This is a genomic window from Synechococcus sp. 1G10, assembly GCF_002252625.1.
Classification (GTDB): domain Bacteria; phylum Cyanobacteriota; class Cyanobacteriia; order PCC-6307; family Cyanobiaceae; genus Regnicoccus_A.
In genome coordinates this window covers 1-16,059 of sequence record NZ_NQKW01000011.1, presented here as the reverse complement: position 1 = coordinate 16,059, position 16,059 = coordinate 1, and the positions used below count along the sequence as shown (strand labels likewise).

Here is a 16,059-nt window from a genome sequence, read left to right as displayed (position 1 = left end):
TTCCTAGCCAGCTGTCTCGGCCCGCTCCACTCGCACGGCGGCGGCCTTGAGTTCGGGTTGTTTCGAGATCGGGCAGCCCAGGGCATGCATCAGCCGGTTGGCCTCACAGGCCTGCTCCTGGGCGGCACCCCAGTGCATCGGCAGGAACACGGTGCCCGGGCGAATCCGATCGCTGATCTGCACCTTCACTGTCAGATCGCCGCGGCGTGAGCTCACCCGGGCCAGACCGCCATCCTCGAGGTTGCAGCGCTCGGCGTCTGCCGGGTGGATCTCCAGCAGGGGTTCAGGGTGGCTGCGGCGCACCCGCTCCACATGGACGGTGCGGGTCATGGTGTGCCAGTGGCCGAGGTAGCGCCCCACCGTGAGCACCAGGGGGAAGCCGGCATCCGGTGGCTCCCCCAGCCCCAGGGGTTGCTGGGCGACGAGACGGGCCTTGCCGTTGGGCGTGGGGTAGATGCCGGTGTGCAGTCGCGCCTGGCCGCCCCCCGCCGCCGTGCCGGCCGGGAAGGGCCACTGCTGGGGCCCGTGTTCTCCCAGCAGGCCATGGCTGAGGCCGCTGTGGTCGCAGAGCCGCCCGGCGGTGATCGCCGCGAACTCGGCGTAGACCTCAGCCGAGGAGCCGTAGGCGAACTGCTGGCCAAAGCCCAGCCGCCGGCCCACTTCCGCAAAGATGGACCAGTCGGGGCGGGCTTCGCCCGGGGGCTCCCGGAAGGCCTGGGAGAGGGTGACCCGGCGCTCCGAGTTGGTCATCACGCCCACCTTTTCGCTCCACTGGGCGGCAGGCAGCACCAGATGGGCCACCGCTTCGGTTTCGGTGCCGGCGTAGGCCTCGCTCAGCACCACAAGGGGGCAGCGGGCCACAGCCTGGCGCACCCGATCCAGCCAGGGCAGGCTCACCAGCGGGTTGGTGGCCGCCACCCACCACAGGCCCAGCTCGCCCCGTTCCATCGCCTCGATCTGCTCCCACACCGAGAGGCCATCGCGCTCGGAGATCGCGCCTGGGGGGAAGGCCCAGTGCTGCTCGATCTGGGCGCGGTGGCTGGCTTCATGGATCGAGCGATACCCAGGCAGCAGCGCGGCCAGACCGCCTGCTTCCCGTCCGCCCATGGCATTGGGTTGCCCGGTGAGCGAGAAGGGTCCGGCGCCGGGTTTGCCGATCTGGCCGCTGACCAGATGCAGGTTGATGATCCCCGCCACGGTGGCGGTGCCCTCCACGCTTTGGTTCACCCCCATCGACCAGAGGCTGAGCACTCCGGAGCTGGCGGCCCAGAGCGCCGTCAGCTGCCGTAGCGCCTCTTCCTCGATCCCGCAGAGGGCGCAGACCCTCTCCGGTGTCCAGCCGGCCCAGAGGGCCGCCAGCTCAGGGAAGCCGTCGGCCGTGGCCGCCACCCGCTCAGGGTCAAGGGCACCCCTCTCCAGCAGCAGATGACCCACACCGTGCAGCAGCACCAGATCCGTGCCGGGGCGAATGGCCAGGTGCAGGTCGGCCACATCGCTGGTGGCGGTGGCACGGGGATCAATAACGACAAGTTGCAGCGCCTCTTTCTGGCGGCGCTTGCGCTTCAGCAGTCGCTGGAACAGCACGGGATGGCACTCGGCCGTGTTGGTGCCGATCAGCACCACCGTTTCGGCCAGGTCGAGGTCGTCGTAGCAGCAGGGGGGGCCATCGGAGCCCAGGCTGAGCTTGTAGCCCGACACCGCCGAGCTCATGCACAGCCGTGAATTGGCATCGAAATTGTTCGTGCCCAGGGCCCCTTTGATCAGTTTGTTGGCGACGTAGTAGTCCTCGGTGAGGAACTGGCCGGAGCCGTACATCGCGATGGCGCTGGATCCCCGCTCGGCCTGAATCGCCTGGATTCGCTCCACCAGAATCGTGAAGGCCCGCTCCCAGCTGATCGCCTCAAAGGGTTGGTCGCGCTGCTCGCGCCACAACGGTGTGGTCAGGCGGTTGTGGTGAAGGGTTTCGGTCACGGTGGCCCCCTTCACGCACACCTGGCCGAGGGAGGAGGGATGCTGCCGGTCACCCCGGACGCTCCAGATCGCCTCGGCTGGTGCTGGTGCTTGGCCTGGGGTGTCCGGATTGTTGGTGTCCGCTGCCGGTGGTTTGAGCTCCAGGCCACAGCCGACCCCGCAGTAGGGGCATTGAGCCTTGGCAGGAGCGGGCACTGGGCAGGTGGTGCAACGGGAGTCGTTGTCCATGCTGACCCATGGGCTGCGTTGGTGACGGGCGAAGGCGGGGCGAGGGCTGGGCCTATGGGGGCAATCATCGAAGCTCATCAATCGCAGGTTGACCCATAAGAAAAACGCCGACTAAGGTTCGGCCACTGACCCCCGGCTGGAGAGCCTGAACCCTGTGAGCACGACCATCCCCACTGCCGTCGATCCAATCACCGTCGAGCGGCCACTCGCCGCACCCCCGGGCGTGGTGCCCTGGTACCAGCAGTTCCGCCGGATCCAGATCGTTCAGTCGCTCGAGGCGATTCAGGATCTGATCGCGGTCTCGCTCTGTGTGGGGCTGTTCTGCGTGATGGTGCTGCAGATGCGCATCCTCTACTCCACGCTGCTCTCGGCGCCTCAGTTCCATGAGATCACCGCCGACATCCTCTTCATCCTGATCCTGGTGGAATTGTTCCGCCTGCTGATCATTTATCTGCAGGAGCAGCGGGTGTCGATCGGCGTGTCTGTGGAGATTGCAATCGTGTCGGTGCTGCGGGAGGTGATCGTGAACGGCGTGCTGGAAACCGACTGGCACCAGATCCTGGCGGTCTGCATGTTCCTGATCACCATGGCCGTGTTGATGGTGGTGAGGGTCTGGTTGCCGCCCACCTTCGCTGGGGTGGATCCGGAAGCCAAGGTTTCCGAGCGGATGAGGACGGGCCCCTTCTTTCACGAGTGAGTTCCCAGCCCCTCCGGGGCCCGGTTGGTCTGCTGCTGCATGGCTTCAGCGGCAGCACAGCCACCTTCAGTGCCCTTGAGCCAGCCCTGATCCAGCTCGGACTCGTGGTGCAGGTGCCGATCGAGGCCCTGCTCTCCTTCCTGCAGCTGAACGTGATGGTCTGCGGCCGCTGCGGCCATGAGCTCTTCCGTGATGGCGAGCAAGGAGCCGTGATTGCGACCGTGCTTCAGTTCGTCCATGAGCGGATCAGCCGGCGGCCCGTCGCGCCTTGACCCCAGACCTGAGCCGGCCCCGCTGCGGACCTGCCTGCTCAGCGGCGGCGACAGCCGGCGCATGGGCACCGACAAGGCCCTGCTGAGTCACCCCAACGGCGGCACCTGGCTGGAGCATGCCCTGCGGCTGCTGGCCGGTCTCGGGGCACCGCTCACCCTGGTGAGTCGGCATCGCGCCCACGCCCAACTCGCCCGCGAGTTGAACGAGCGGCTCGGGCTGGAGATCGAGGTGCTGCTGGAGCCGCCCCCCCGGGAGGGGCCGCTGCTGGCCCTCACCCGGCTGATGGCGCTTCACCCCGGCCAGCGCCTGCTGCTCGCCCCGGTGGACATGCCCCGGCTGGAGCTCGAGAGCCTGCGGGCCCTGGTGGCGGCTGCAGAGGCCGGCTTCGATCCCGACACCATCCATCTGGCCCACGATGGCCGCCGGCTGCAGCCCCTGCTGGGTCTCTATCCGGCCACTCCCTCCAACCGAGCGGCGGCGGACGCCTTCACCGGCCGGGGCGGGCGCAGCCTGCTGCGTTGGCTCGAGCAGACCCGCTGCGTCCGTGCCGTGGAGCTCGATCCAGCCCAGCTGCTCAATGCCAACACGCCTGGGGATTACGGGCCAGGGTCAGGCGACGGTTTCAGCGGGTCTGCGCCAGGCTGAGCCCCCCGCAGCCGGCCGCCCAGGCCGGGCAGATGTGGCAGCTCCGACCCCTCCCCTCGATCAACTGGGCCGCCCACCAGGGGTGCTGCGTCTCTCCCTCACCGCCCGCTGCAACCTCGCCTGCCCCTACTGCTGCCCGGACAGCCAGGACCCGCCGGAGCTGCTGAGCCACACAGAGCGGCTCCAGCTGGTGAGTGCGGCGGCGGAGCTGGGTTTCAGCAGGTTGCGGCTGACTGGCGGTGAGCCCCTGCTGCACCGGGGCCTGGAGGAGCTGGTGGCGGCCCTGCGGCCCCTGCGCGGACATCGGGACGGCTCAGGTTCGATGGGGCTGAGCGAGATCGCCCTCACCACCAATGGGGTGTTGCTCAGCTCCGAGCGGGCCCGGGAGCTGTGGGCAGCGGGCCTGGATCGGATCACCGTGAGCCTCGATGGCACCGATGGCGCCAGCGTGGCGCGCATGGCGGGCCTCGCCGGCGGGGCCAGGGCCGGAGAGGCGTTGCTCGAGAAGGTGCTCAGAGCTCTCGATCATGCCTGCGATGCTGGTTTCGATCCCGCCAGGGGTGCTCTCAAGCTCAACGCTGTGATCGCCCGCGGCCGCAACGAGGATCAGCTGCTGTCCCTGGCGGAGCTGGCCCGGCAACGGGGAATCGAGTTGCGGCTGATCGAGTTCATGGATGTGGGCAACCGCAATGGCTGGCAGCCGGATCTGGTGCTGCCCGCCGCCGAGATGGTGCGGCGGATCGGCGCCCACTGGCCCCTTGAGCCCCTGGGCCGCCAGGCCCATGGCACGGCCAGCCGCTGGCGCTACCGCGATGGCGGGGGGAATCTCGCCGTGGTGGCCTCGATCTCGGCCCCCTTCTGCGGCGACTGCGACCGACTGCGCATCACCGCCGACGGGGTGGCCTACACCTGCCTGTTCGCCTCCAGTGGCCTGGACCTCAAGCCCTGGTTGCGCTCGCCTTCCGCCCCTCGGGAGACCCTGAGCAGGGCGATGCGGAGTCTCTGGAGCCGGCGCCACGACCGTTACAGCGAGGAGCGCGCCGAAGAGCATTCTTCAGGGACCGTCACGATTCAACGCTCCCACGCTGAGATGGCCTACTTGGGGGGGTGATGATTCTTCTGACGCCCATGCGCTCAGCTGTCAATCGCTTTCCTGTCCATGCGCCACACGTTTCAGGTCGCGCTCGCCATCTCGGTGATCAGCTTGCCGCTGTCGGTCCTCGCCCTGCCCTTCAAGCCCGATCCCACCTCGTTTGCCATCTATCTCGGTAAGAAAGCGATGGAGGACGGCTCAAGGGTGTCCTTCTCCAATCTGAGCGGCTGTGCAGCCAGTGGTAAGGGGATGAAGGAGGTCTACAGCTGCCAGAGCGGCGAAGCTCTGCTCACCACCCCTGCCGGAGCCCAGCGCTCGTGCAAGGCAGTGGTGCGTGACGGTCGCCCGGGCATCATCTGGACGGCCAATCCGAACGGTGGGGGTGCCTGGCAGGGGAACCTGGAGTGTCCACCACTCCCAGAGACGCGTTCAGGAGCCGGTGAGGCAGTGAAAGCACAGTGAGGCCTCTGGAACTCCGATTCAAACCAACGTGCTGATGAACTCAGCCACGCAGAGCTGCCTGCAGTAGCCCCGAAAGCAGCTGAGGGCCGCCCGGTGTCGCTCAGCTGATTCGGCCATGCAGGCATCGGTCAAACAGGTCACGAGGTAGCCGCGATCGGCCGCATCCTTGACGGTGTGATCGATGCATTGATCGCTGAGCAAGCCTGCCACCACCAGCTCGGTGATGCCGATGTTGCGCAGCAGGTAATCAAGGCTGGTGGAGTTGAAGGGGGAGGAGGAACTCTTCGGCAGCACCAGTTCATCGGGCCAGGGAGCGAGGGCCTCGATCACCAGTGCCTCCCAGCTGCCCGGGGCAAAGCCCATGCCGGAGCGTTTGTAGTCGAGGCTGCGGTCGCGGCCATCGGCGGTGAGGTTGGCGATCACGGTGTGGATCACCTCCAGGCCGCTTGAGCGGGCGTGGCCCAGCGCCTGCTCCAGCCGGGGCAGGACAGCCGCCTGGAAGTGGGCATCGAAGCCGGCCGGCCGGGGTGGCTGCGGCGGATGCGGCAGCGTGGATGGCTGGGTGGCTCCAGCGCTGCCGGTGGGACCGGCCGGTCCGCAGGTGCCGTTCTGGATGTCAACCAGGAGCAGGGCCGTGGAAGCCAAGGGAGCAGGGGCCGCAGCCTCCACCATGGCCTCTGTCACCGAATCGGGCAATGATTTCCTGGCCCGTGCCTGCCTGCCGTGCCGGACCTCCCCAGCGCCACTGCCCAAACTGCGGAACTGCTGGAGCGCGGTCTGCGCCGGCTGGCGATCACCTTCGTGAATCACGCCGGATCGGTGCTGGTGAAGGGGGTGCCGCTGGAGCGGTTGGCGCTGGTGGCAAGCCAGGGAGTGGGCTTTTCACCGGTGGCCGATGCCTTCGGGGCCACGGGCCTGATCGATCCGCAGCAGAGCCTGGCCCGCCCTGATGGCGACCTGCGCCTGAAGCCCGATCTCACCGCGCTGCGCCCGCTCGACCCTGCCTCCGGCTGGGCCTGGGCTCCGGGCGTCCGCCATGGCCGCGATGGTGAGGTCTATGGCCTGGATCAGCGCGGCTTCTGCGCCCGGCAGCAGGCGGCTTTCGCGGCTGCCGGCCTGAGCGCCCTGGCCGGTTTCGAGATCGAGTGGATGGTGGGGCTGCCCCAGCCGGTTGGCAGTGCCGTGGGTTGGTGTCCGGCGGTGGTGGGCGGCCCCTACGGCGCAGATCGCCTGGTGCAGGGGCTCGATTACCTCACCGCAGTGGCCGAGGCCCTCGATGCGGCCGAGCTGCCCTGGCTGCAGCTGCACCCGGAGTACGGCGCCGGCCAGTTCGAGCTGTCGCTGGCGCCAACGCCGCCGCTCGAGGCCGCCGATCGCCTGGTGGCGGCGCGGCTGGTGATCCAGCAGGTGAGCCGTCGCTTCGGCTGGATCTGCAGCTTTGCCCCTGTGGTGACGGCTGATCTGGTGGGCAATGGCGGCCACCTGCACCTGAGCGTGACGGACCAGGGTGTGCCCCTTCTCGGTGGCGGCACGGGCACTGCTGGCCTCACAACCCGGGGAGAGGCGCTGCTGGCGGGTCTGCTGGAGCAGCTACCGGCCCTGATGCCTGTGGCCTGTGCCCTGGCGGTGTCGTACAAGCGGCTGGCCCCGGGGCGCTGGGCGGCGCCTTTCCAGATCTGGGGGGTGGAGAACCGGGAGGCGGCTCTGCGCCTGGTGCCGGCCGGCGGGGGCGAACCCGGCCAACTGGAGCTCAAGGTGGCCGATCTCAGCGCCAACCCCTATCTGCTGGTGGGGTCTGTGCTGGCGATGGCGCAGAACGCCCTGCAGCAGCCCAGGCCCCTGCCGCCACCGCTTTCGGGAGATCCCGCCGCCGCGTCTGCCGCGGTGGCGCCGAGGCTGCCCCAGACCCTCTCGGAGGCGGTACGGGCGTTCGAGGCCAGCCCGGTGCTGAGGGAGGCGATGGGGGAGGCTCTGCACCGCACTTTGGCGGAGTCACGCCAGGCTGAGGTGCGCCGCAGTGATGCCCTGCCCGACGAGGCCTTGATCGCCTCCACCCGCGCCTGGCCCGCCTGAGCAGCCCAGCTGCGGCTCCCCCTCAACGCCAGGCCAGCGAGCAGACTCGCCCGTGGTGGGAGCCGGTTCGGATCCCGCGCTGATCGCCAGGTGCTCGATGTCCCCACCCGACCAGGCTGCGGAAACTGCTGAAGCTCCGCCGTCCACCCTGCTGCACATCCTGGGGGTGAGCTTCGGGATCGCAGGGGCGGTGGGGGGCACCGTGGGTGCCGGCATCCTGCGCACGCCGGGTCTGGTGGCTGCGCAACTGGGCAGCGGCCCCTTGATCGTGGCCGCCTGGGTGGCGGGCGCGCTCTATGCCCTGCTCGGTGCGCTCGCGGTGGCTGAGCTGGGCGCCAGCCTGCCCCGTGCCGGCGGCTGGACCGTGTATGCCCGGCGGGCCCTGGGTGATCAGGCCGGCTTCTCCGTGGGCTGGATCGACTGGGTGGGGCACTGCGCCGGCCTGGCCTGGGTGGCCGTGACCATCGGCGACTACACGATCGGTCTGCTGCCGGCCCTGCCCGTGGGCAGCAAGGTGGTGGCCCTGCTGGTGCTGCTGGCCTTCGCCCTGATCCAGCAGCTGGGCCTCGAAGCCGGCAGCCTCAGCCAGAAGATCCTCAGCCTCGGCAAGGCCATCGCCTTCCTCGGCCTGATCATGGCCTGCTTCCTGCATGCTCCTCTGAGAGATCTGGCGGGCTTGGCTGAACCGCTGCTCGACGCCGCTGAGCCCGCAGAGCCGATCGCTGCCTCAGGCATCAGCCTCGGCATCGGCGTGGTATTTGCCATGCAGGCCGTGATCACCACCTACGACGGCTGGCACAGCCCGATCTATTTCGCCGAGGAATTCGCCGAGCCCAGCTCGGATCTGCCCCGCTCCCTGGTGGGTGGAGTGCTCAGCGTGGCGGGGCTGTATCTGCTGGTGAATCTGGCGCTGTTGCGGCTGCTGCCGGTCTCGCGGATCGCCGGGTCGGTGCTGCCGCTGGCCGATGCCGCCGAGGTGATCTTCGGGGCCTGGAGCGCTCAGCTGATCGTGGTGCTGGCCTTGGTCTCCTCGTTCGGGCTTGTCAATGCCGTGGTGATGGGCGCGCCGCGCATCCTCTTCGGCCTCAGCCGCGACGGCCTCTTCCTACCCCAGTTCGCTGCGGTGAGCTCCAGCGGCACCCCCGTGCTGGGGCTGGTGGTGACCACCGCAAGCGCCGGCCTTCTGGTGATCTTCGGCGACTTCACGATCCTGTTGGGCATTGCCTCCTTTCTCTATGTGCTGCTCTACCTGAGCGGGATCACCGCCCTGGTGCTGCTGCGCTGGCGGGAGCCGGATCTGGAGCGGCCCTTCCGCGATCCGGGCTATCCGATCAGCGCGGCGATCGTGTGGCTGGGGTCCTTCGCCTTCCTCATCGCCGCCATCCGCAACGACACCGCCAACAGCGCCGGCGCCCTCGGCCTGATCCTGCTCAGCTTTCCCCTGCACCGGCTGACGCGGCGCCTGACGCCATCGCCGCCTGCCTGAGCCCGCCCCGCACCAGCACCGGCACCCGTTTGAAGGCCGGCGTGCCACTGCGGGGATCCACCGGGGCGCGGATGATCGCATTCACCTCCGGATAAAACATCAGGGCGGCGCCCTCGCGGATCTCGCCGGGGATGATCTCGATGTCCTCCAGGGTTCCGGCCTCGCCCTGCACCGTCACGCGCTGGTGGGCGCTCAGGCCTGAGCGGGCCAGATCGGCCCGGTTCATCAGGATGGTCTGGCGGTGCGGCATGCCCCGGTAGGCATCTCCCTGCTTGTAGACAACAGTGTTGTGCTGGGAGTAGCTGCGGGCGGTGATCAGGGCCAGCACCAGGCCGGCTTCTCCCGGCGCCAGGCCGCCGAACTGGGCTGGCTCGGGGAGCTCAAGCGCCGGCAGGGGTGTGGGGGCCATCCGTGCTTTCCCTGATGGGGTCGGGAAGCTGGGCCGCTCGAACAGCCGCCCTTCCACGCTGAATTCCCGCTTCGTTTCATCGATGCGTGCGATCGGGCCGTAGCCGGGCACGGTGCGGGCGATCAGCTGGCGCACATAGACGGGATCCTGCAGGCGGCCCCAGTCGATCGGGTCTGCGCCCATCAGCCGCCGGGCCAGCTCGGCCAGGAAGCCCACCTCGCTGATCAGATCGGCTCGTTTCAGGTGGGTCTGGCCCGGTTCGTTGAGGCGCACGAAGTTGTTGCCCGCTTCGGTGGTGGTGCGGTGCGGTGTTTCGAAGCGGTTGAACACCGGCAGCACCAGGGTCTGGCGGCCCCCGAGCCCGTGGAAATGCCCCTGGTTGGGCTTGGTGGCCAGGTACATCACGGTGTCGATACGGCCGAGGGCGCGGCGGGCCTGCTCCGAATCCGGGTTGGCGCCCCAGAGATTGCCGCCCAGGCAGAGCAGGGTGTCGACAGCACTGGCTTCGGCGGCCCCGATCAGGGCGCGGGTGTCGTAGCCGGGTATGCGGCTGAGCGGGCGGCCGAGCAGCTGCTCCAGTGCCTGCTGCATCTCGGCGCGCAGCTTCACCGTGACGCCCATCGAGCCGAAGCCCTGCACGTTGGAGTGGCCGCGGATCGGCATCGTGCCCGCTCCGCTTCGGCCGGCGTTGCCGCTCAGCAGGGCCGTGTTGGCGATGGCGTGCACGTTGTTGGTGCCGTTGGCGTGATGGGTGATGCCCATCGCCCAGGCGAACACCACGCCCCTGGCGCGGGCGATCACAGCGGCGGCGTGCTCGATCTCCTCACGGCTGAGGCCACAGCAGGCGGTGATCGTCTCCCAGGCGGTGGCGCGCAGCTGCTCCAGCACCGCCTCGGACCCTTCGGTGTGGGCGGCGAGGAAGTCATGGCGCACGTGGCCGGTTTCCAGCAACGCCTTCTGGATCCCCACAAACACGGCCGTGTCGCTGCCCGGCACCGGCTGCAGGAATAGCGAGGCGATCTCCGAACCCCGCAGCATCGATTTGATCGGAAAGGCGGGCGAGCCGAACTTGAGCAGGCCAACCTCCAGCACCGGGTTGATCACGATCACAGCTCCGCCGCGCTCGCGCAGGCGGATCAGCTCGTTCATCAGCCGCGGGTGGTTGGCCGGCGCGTTGGAGCCCACCAGCACCACGCAGTCGGCCTGCTGCAGGCTCTCCAGGCTCACCATCGAGGTGCCCGAGCCGAACACCTCGCCCAGCCCCACGGTGGAGGGGGCGTGGCAGAGATCGGAGCAGTCGGCCAGGTTGTTCGAGCCCATTGCCCGCAGCAGCAGCTGCAGCAGGTAGGCGGCCTCGTTGGAGGAGCGGCCGGAGCTGTAGGAGGCCAGCCGCTCCGGCGGCACCTTGAAGGCGGCCTCGGCCAGCTCGAAGACGTCGTCCCAACCGAGGCGCTCATAGTGGCTGCGGCCCTCGCGCAGGATCAGGGGATGGCTGAGCCGGCCGAGCCGGTCCGCTTCCAGGGAGCTCAGGTGCTGGAGCTCGCTGACGCTGCGGCCGGAGAAGACGGATTCCGGCACCGCGGGCTGCAGTTCGGCGCTGATCGCCTCGACGCTCTTGAGGCAGCGCTGCAGCGGTTCACCCAGCTCATCGACAAAGCCGCCGTTCTGACCGCCGGTGCCCCAGGCGCAGGAGAGGCAGGCGCTCTTGTGCAGCAGCGTCTGCCAGAGCAGCGGGCCGCGGGGGGAAAGGGTGGCCTTGGCCCAGCCCTCGATCACCGGCCAGCCGCCGCCCACGCTGGGTGTGCCGCTGGATCCGGGCGCTTCTGCCTTCAAGATGCTCGCTGCGACGGCCACGCGTTCAGGATGGCGCGCGCCACCGCCCGCAGGGCCTAGGCGGGGGTTTCGGCTTGTTGCTGCCGATACGATCAGGGCCCAGCTGCAGGATCCGGCATCCCCCCAGTCGCAGCGCACCGAAGCCAGATTTTCTACGGCTGCGCCGGCACGTTCCTGGGCCAGTCGGGGCTGTTCATCGATCTGCCCTCGCTGCCGCTGATGGCGCGCGACTTTCAGGTGAGCGCCGCTGGCAGTCAGGAGTCGATCACCGCCTACGCGCTGGGCTATGGCTTCTCGCAGCTGGTCTGGGGCCCTCTCTCCGATCGCTGGGGACGCCGGCCCACGGCTCTCACGGGCCTTGCCCTGTTCAGCCTGGCCAGCCTGCTGCTTGTGGTGGTCTCGGGCTTTGCTCCATTCCTGATCATGCGCCTGATCCAGGGCATCGGCGCCGGCTGCGGCACCTCGGTGTCACGGGCCTGCCTGCGCGATGTCTTCAGCGACCGGCTGCTGACCCGGGCCATGTCTTTCGTTGCCATGAGCTATGCCGTGGCCCTAGGCCTGGCGCCCTTTCTGGGCGGACTGATCGCCCGGGTGGCTCCGTGGCGCGCTGATTTTCTGCTGCTGGCGCTGTTGGGGGCGGCCACGGCCGCGGTGCTCTCCCGGGGGCTCAAGGAAGTCCGCCGACTGGCCCCGGCGGAGCGGCGAGCAGGGTTGCGCCTGGGTGAGATCGCCTTGGGCTATGGCCGCCTGGCCCGTGATTCCCGCTTCCTGGTGCCCACCTTGATTGCCACCTTCGGCACCGGACTGATGGTGGTCTATGGCGCGGTCAGTCCATTTGATTTCGAGAAGGGATTTGACTTCAGCCCGTCTCAGTTCGGAGCCATCTCCCTCAGCCTGAGCGTGCCCTATCTGCTGGGCGCCGCCATCGTGAGTCGCTGGGTGGTGGGCCTGGGCCAGGAGCGGTTGCTGCGCGGCGGGCTCGGCGCCGTTCTGGCCGGCGCGGGGGTGATGCTTGTGCTGGGGTTGGCAGGCCGCTTCGATGCCGTCTCCCTGCTGCTGCCGATGCTCGTTGTCACGCTGGGAGCCGGCCTCCTGGTGCCGATCGGGCTGGCCATGCCGATGCAGGCCTTCCCCGCCCAGGCCGGACAGGCCACGGCGCTGACGGGCTTCCTGCAGCAGGAGGGAACGGGCCTGCTGGTGGCCATGGCTGCGGGAATCTCCGCCACCTCCATGGTTCCCCTGGCGGCAGCCCTGCTGGCGCTCGGAGGCATCCTGGCCCTGCTGGTGCGCGCTTACAGCCGCCTTGCCCCGAGTCGATGACCGGGCCCCTGCAGCGGCTTCAGGCCGGCCGGTGTGGGGATTCGCTCAGCCGCGGATCAGGCTGTCCCAGGCCGTGGTGACGGCATCGAGGGAGCACGGCAGCACGAAGATCACGGTGCCGCTCCTGCAGGGCGTCCACGGAGGGATGGCCGCTGGAGGCTCGGGGCTGCGCCGGTCGGAGACCGTGAGCAGGGCGATAGCGAGGCTCAAGACCTCAGAACACGGCGGGATGCTGATTGTGATCGGCCTCTCTACCGGCAGCGGCGAGGAAGAGCCCTGCTGCCCTACAGCTGAATCGCCGGCAGCTGGCTCGACTGCCAGCGCCCTTCGGCTTTTTCGCTCACCAGCGGCGTGAGGCTGATCCGCAGTGGAGTGCCCTCCGCCACGTCGACGCGCAGGGCGGAGTAGGCGCGGCGCAAGCTGGAGCCGCGGCCGCTGCGGCCCACGAACAGCTGGGAGCGGGCCACGACGCGATCAGCGCCGGGCGGCCCCTCGCGCAGCTCCTCACCCTCCGGCCGCTGCCGCCGCAGGCTGTAACCGCTGCCGCCGCAGATCACCCAGGGAATGCCGGCATCGCCATGGCCGGTGTCCTCCACCTGCACCACCTCGAGGCAGTGGGCATGGCCGCTGAAGGCCAGATCGAGCAGGGGCCTGCCGGCCGGGCGATCGCCCAGGGCGGCGGCCACGCGATCGAGCACGCGGCGCAGCTGGGCGCGCACGGCCAGGGTCTGCCCCTGATCCCACTTGGTGGCTTCGGTGACGAAGGGTGGATGGTGCAGCACCAGCAGGCGGCCGCGCACCGCTGGGTTGCGCCAGGAGGCGATCAGGGCCGCGGCGAACCAGTCGAGCTGGGCGTCGTCGAGCTCCGGCGCCCTGCCTGTGCGGGCCCGAAGCCCGCTGGCCAGCTGCTTGTCGATGTCGCGGATCTGCTCGTCGAGCTGCTCCGCCTTGGCGGCCCGATCCTCCCGGGCCTCCACCTCGTTGTCGCCGGGGTCGCGGACGAGATCGTTCAGCAGGGCCAGGCGCTCGGCTGCGAGCGAGCGGCGGCGGCGGTTCAGGGCATCATCGCGGCGGGTCGCTTCTGCCAGGTCGGCAGGATCGGGCGGCAGGGGCTGGTTGAAGGTGTTGGAGTCGAGCGCGAACACATCGATGCCGGCCCAGCGCATGGCGTAGTAGCGGTTGGGCAGCCGGGTGGAGACACCGGGGCGGTAGAGCAGGCAGCGGGCCCCGTCGACCACGGCGCTGCGGGTGCGCATGAGATGGTCACTGAGGCGAGCCTCCGGCACGGCGTCGAGCATGTCGAGGAAGGCCCGTGACCAGGCCTGACCCACGAAGGAGCCGTGCCAGCCCACGTCGAGGTCGATCCAGGAACGCAGCAGGCGGCGCGGCGGTGCCGTGAGGCCGGCGAGCAGGCTGAGCGGCAGGGGGAGGTCGTAGTAGTCGTGGTTGCCGAGCACCGGCAGGAAGGGCACCCGGAACACGAGCTGGTCGTAGCGAAGACGGCGCCAGGCATCGCCCCCCACGAGCCACTCGCGGTAAGGGCGGATGAAGTTGTCGCGGTATTGCTCGCTGGAGCCAGTCAGGTAGACGACGTCGCCGGTGTGGAGCAGGAAGCGGGCATCGGCCCCATGGCTGAGCAGCTGCTCGGCCACCTGGCGTTGGGGACTGCTGCGGCGGTGGCGCCCGGTGCCGCTGTCGCCCAGTACAAGGAAGGAGAAGGCCTCGGGGGTGCCCGGATCCCCCTCGATCGCCAGGCGGCAGGGATCGATGCCGTGGCGGGCGAACTCGGGATGGCCCCAGCGCACCCGCGCCGCCATGCGGCGGATCTTGGTGGCGATGCCCGCCTCGGACGCGAAAGTCACGGAAGCGGCAACGGGGCGAACACCGTCAGGGCGCCTGGCAGGCAGGTGAAGGTGACGGGATCGGCCTCCAGCATTTCGCCATCGATCACCAGCTTCTGGGGTGGATCGGTGGTGATCGTGATCTGTCGAGCGCGCAGGCAGAGCAGGTCGGGATGGGTGGTGGGCGACTGCACCACGGCGGAGGCGAGCAGGGAGGCCAGGGCGTTGAAGCCCTGGAGGCGGGTGGTGGGGGAGGCAATGGTGACCTCCAGAAGACCGTCGTCGGGGATCACCTGTCCAAAGCCCTGGGCGAGCACGGAGGTGGCGGGAGCCACATTCGCCACGGTGATGGCGGCGGCCTGCACCACGGTGAGAGCACCGTCGATCTCGACGCGAGCCTGAAAGGACTGCTGGGCCACAAGCTGCTGGGCGCCGGCGAGCACGTAGGCGATCGGACCCAGCATGGTCTTGAGCTCTCGCGTGGTGCGATCCACCATTCCGGCCTCGAAGCCGAGGCCGGCCAGCAGGATCATCGGCACGTCGTTGCAGCGGGCGGCATCCACCACATGGGTATGGCCCGCCAGAATGGTGTCGCAGGCGCCGATCAGGTCGGTTGGGATGCCCAGAGCCGCAGCGAAGGCGTTGGCAGTGCCGCGGGGAATCACACCGAGAACAATGCCGGTGCCGGCTACTGCTCCCGCCACCGCCGAAACGGTGCCGTCGCCGCCGCAGGCCACGATCATCACGTCGCCGGGATCGCCGTCTGGCCGCGCCTGCAGGATGTCGACGAGTTCGCGCGTCTGCTCGGCCGGATCGAGATCTGCACGGGTGAGCAGCACGGTGACCAGTAACTGCGGCTCAAGGATCGAGCGGATCAGAGCCAGATCGGCATTGGGATCCCCCTGGCCGGCCACCGGATTGAAGAGGAGATAGGCCATGCGGCCATGGGCCAGGCCGCGCAGGGCCAGGTCGGCGGTGGCCGCGTTAAGCGCCAGGGGCACTCCGGCCAGGTCGCAGGCGCGCAGCAAGAGCGCCGGATCGGGCGCGGAGCCCGGCAGCTCGCAGGAGTCAGCGAAAGCGATCACCGCCACCACCTCGCCGGCGAGCACACGCGCGGCGGCCACGATGTCGCCCCCATCTGCCAGGGCGGGCAGCTCAGCGAGCGAATGATCGCCAGCTGGGACAACCTCGCGCAGGCGGCGGGCGAGTTCGGCGGTGGCGAGCAGGGGAAAGCCGGCCAGGGATCGGCCATGCCGATCCAGCCAGTGGAGCAGCTCCTCCACGCGCGACGCGCTCGCCAGCAACACCAGAGCGTGGGCCATCGGGACTCACGCTACGGCGGCGCGCACGTGAGAGAAGCCCTTCCATGGCCCGAAGCAACTTCTCGGGAGGCGGGGTAACTCAGCAGGAGCAACTGCGATCAGTGGAGAGGTTTCTCCATCTGGAGGTGTGCTGGCTGCTCCCCTCCAAGGCCCCTGGCAACCCTTTGCTCCTGGCCCGGGATGGTCGGACCAGGGGACCCTGAAGGCGGTTCTGCTGCTTTTGCCTGTATTCCACTGGGTACGACTGTTTCTGCGCTTTCACGGGATGCGCCATCCGCTTCTGGACGCGAGGGAGGCCTAATGCTTGAGGTACCCGTTCAGAGGGCGGTACGCACGAGCTCTGTAATCCACGCCTGACCGCATACCGCTGAGGGGCCAAGGACGCGGCGGCGTGAGCTGAACAGTT

14 protein-coding genes are annotated in these 16,059 nt (G+C 69.1%); 8 read left to right on the top strand and 6 right to left on the bottom strand.

Features of this window, described 5'->3' with window-relative positions; all coding sequences use genetic code 11:
• Positions 1 to 3 precede the first annotated feature (3 nt).
• Positions 4 to 2,199 carry a molybdopterin oxidoreductase family protein gene (locus tag CJZ82_RS10895; protein WP_094555805.1) on the bottom strand — a complete coding sequence of 732 codons (2,196 nt, stop codon included), beginning with the start codon at positions 2,197 to 2,199 and terminating at the stop codon, positions 4 to 6.
• A 187-nt stretch (positions 2,200 to 2,386) separates the two neighbouring features.
• On the opposite strand from CJZ82_RS10895, the gene CJZ82_RS10890 reads away from it, so the two are divergent.
• From CJZ82_RS10890 to CJZ82_RS10870, 5 genes are read left to right on the top strand one after another with little or no spacing between them, the layout of a single operon-like run.
• A complete protein-coding gene (locus CJZ82_RS10890; protein WP_369820050.1) occupies positions 2,387 to 2,896 on the top strand; it encodes a phosphate-starvation-inducible PsiE family protein in 510 nt (169 codons plus the stop codon).
• Complete coding sequence (locus CJZ82_RS10885; RefSeq protein ID WP_094555803.1) at positions 2,893 to 3,168, top strand: hypothetical protein; 276 nt, start codon at positions 2,893 to 2,895, stop codon at positions 3,166 to 3,168. The genes CJZ82_RS10890 and CJZ82_RS10885 overlap by 4 nt, the downstream gene beginning before the upstream one ends.
• The gene (locus CJZ82_RS10880) at positions 3,134 to 3,814 is read left to right on the top strand and encodes a molybdenum cofactor guanylyltransferase (protein WP_094555802.1); all 681 of its coding nucleotides are present in this window, start codon (positions 3,134 to 3,136) and stop codon (positions 3,812 to 3,814) included. Before CJZ82_RS10885 ends, CJZ82_RS10880 begins: the two co-directional genes overlap by 35 nt.
• Positions 3,815 to 3,848: 34 nt before the next feature.
• Positions 3,849 to 4,925 carry a GTP 3',8-cyclase MoaA gene (locus CJZ82_RS10875; protein WP_369820049.1) on the top strand — a complete coding sequence of 359 codons (1,077 nt, stop codon included), beginning with the start codon at positions 3,849 to 3,851 and terminating at the stop codon, positions 4,923 to 4,925.
• Positions 4,926 to 4,973: 48 nt separating this feature from the next.
• Positions 4,974 to 5,369 carry a hypothetical protein gene (locus tag CJZ82_RS10870; RefSeq protein ID WP_094555800.1) on the top strand — a complete coding sequence of 132 codons (396 nt, stop codon included), beginning with the start codon at positions 4,974 to 4,976 and terminating at the stop codon, positions 5,367 to 5,369.
• A gap of 18 nt (positions 5,370 to 5,387) precedes the next feature.
• On the opposite strand, the gene CJZ82_RS10865 is transcribed toward CJZ82_RS10870, so the two are convergent.
• Entirely contained in the window at positions 5,388 to 6,014 is a 627-nt protein-coding gene (locus tag CJZ82_RS10865) for a cysteine hydrolase family protein (protein WP_094555857.1), read from the bottom strand.
• A gap of 78 nt (positions 6,015 to 6,092) precedes the next feature.
• Here CJZ82_RS10865 and CJZ82_RS10860 point away from each other — a divergent pair, with 78 nt between their 5' ends.
• Together CJZ82_RS10860 and CJZ82_RS10855 are read left to right on the top strand one after the other, a co-directional pair.
• A complete protein-coding gene (locus CJZ82_RS10860) occupies positions 6,093 to 7,442 on the top strand; it encodes a glutamine synthetase (RefSeq protein WP_198949736.1) in 1,350 nt (449 codons plus the stop codon).
• A gap of 97 nt (positions 7,443 to 7,539) precedes the next feature.
• Complete coding sequence (locus tag CJZ82_RS10855; protein ID WP_233130201.1) at positions 7,540 to 8,928, top strand: APC family permease; 1,389 nt, start codon at positions 7,540 to 7,542, stop codon at positions 8,926 to 8,928.
• Here CJZ82_RS10855 and CJZ82_RS10850 read toward each other — a convergent pair.
• On the bottom strand, positions 8,873 to 11,191 hold the full coding sequence (locus CJZ82_RS10850; RefSeq protein ID WP_369820048.1) for an FdhF/YdeP family oxidoreductase: 2,319 nt from the start codon (positions 11,189 to 11,191) through the stop codon (positions 8,873 to 8,875). The two genes, CJZ82_RS10855 and CJZ82_RS10850, sit on opposite strands and share 56 nt — an antisense overlap.
• Positions 11,192 to 11,287: 96 nt before the next feature.
• Here CJZ82_RS10850 and CJZ82_RS10845 point away from each other — a divergent pair, with 96 nt between their 5' ends.
• Positions 11,288 to 12,490: an MFS transporter gene (locus tag CJZ82_RS10845; protein ID WP_094555798.1), complete on the top strand. Its 1,203-nt coding sequence runs from the start codon at positions 11,288 to 11,290 to the stop codon at positions 12,488 to 12,490.
• A gap of 45 nt (positions 12,491 to 12,535) precedes the next feature.
• On the opposite strand, the gene CJZ82_RS18415 is transcribed toward CJZ82_RS10845, so the two are convergent.
• The 3 genes from CJZ82_RS18415 to CJZ82_RS10835 form a co-directional block, all read right to left on the bottom strand.
• The gene (locus tag CJZ82_RS18415) at positions 12,536 to 12,700 is read right to left on the bottom strand and encodes a hypothetical protein (protein ID WP_158218555.1); all 165 of its coding nucleotides are present in this window, start codon (positions 12,698 to 12,700) and stop codon (positions 12,536 to 12,538) included.
• A 74-nt stretch (positions 12,701 to 12,774) separates the two neighbouring features.
• Positions 12,775 to 14,352, bottom strand: a complete 1,578-nt coding sequence (locus tag CJZ82_RS10840; RefSeq protein WP_094555797.1) for a metallophosphoesterase — start codon at positions 14,350 to 14,352, stop codon at positions 12,775 to 12,777.
• Positions 14,349 to 15,653 (bottom strand): diacylglycerol kinase family protein, encoded by a 1,305-nt coding sequence (locus tag CJZ82_RS10835; protein ID WP_094555796.1) that lies wholly within the window; start codon positions 15,651 to 15,653, stop codon positions 14,349 to 14,351. The genes CJZ82_RS10840 and CJZ82_RS10835 overlap by 4 nt, the downstream gene beginning before the upstream one ends.
• Positions 15,654 to 16,059: the final 406 nt, after the last annotated feature.